The organism is Pseudomonas sp. SIMBA_067 (genome assembly GCF_046534675.1).
Taxonomy (GTDB): Bacteria; Pseudomonadota; Gammaproteobacteria; order Pseudomonadales; family Pseudomonadaceae; genus Aquipseudomonas; species Aquipseudomonas putida.
Window position 1 is genome coordinate 1 of sequence record NZ_JAWRYH010000891.1, and the last position, 253, is coordinate 253.

General features: G+C 42.3%; 1 protein-coding gene. It reads right to left on the minus strand.

The window, feature by feature from the left end; all coding sequences use genetic code 11:
• A partial coding sequence (locus SB765_RS31790) for a GbsR/MarR family transcriptional regulator (RefSeq protein WP_410932779.1) occupies nucleotides 1-253 on the minus strand: 253 nt, incomplete at both ends.

The window sequence follows — 253 nt, forward strand, 5'->3', positions numbered from 1 at the left end:
CTCGGAGTAAGCTCAGTGTTGTCTCAACTTCACGTTTTTTGCGCTCTTCGAATACGCGATTTGCCATATCCCAAATATCACCTGCAGGGGCATAGTACTCTTTTCTATCTCCTGGGATATGCATTACTTTGATCAGCTGCCAAGATTGTAATTCTTTGATCCCCATACTCACGTTACCGCGAGAGATACTTAGCGCATCAGCGATTTGATTTGCCGTCATTGGATCTTTAGTAATAATCAATAAACCACACAT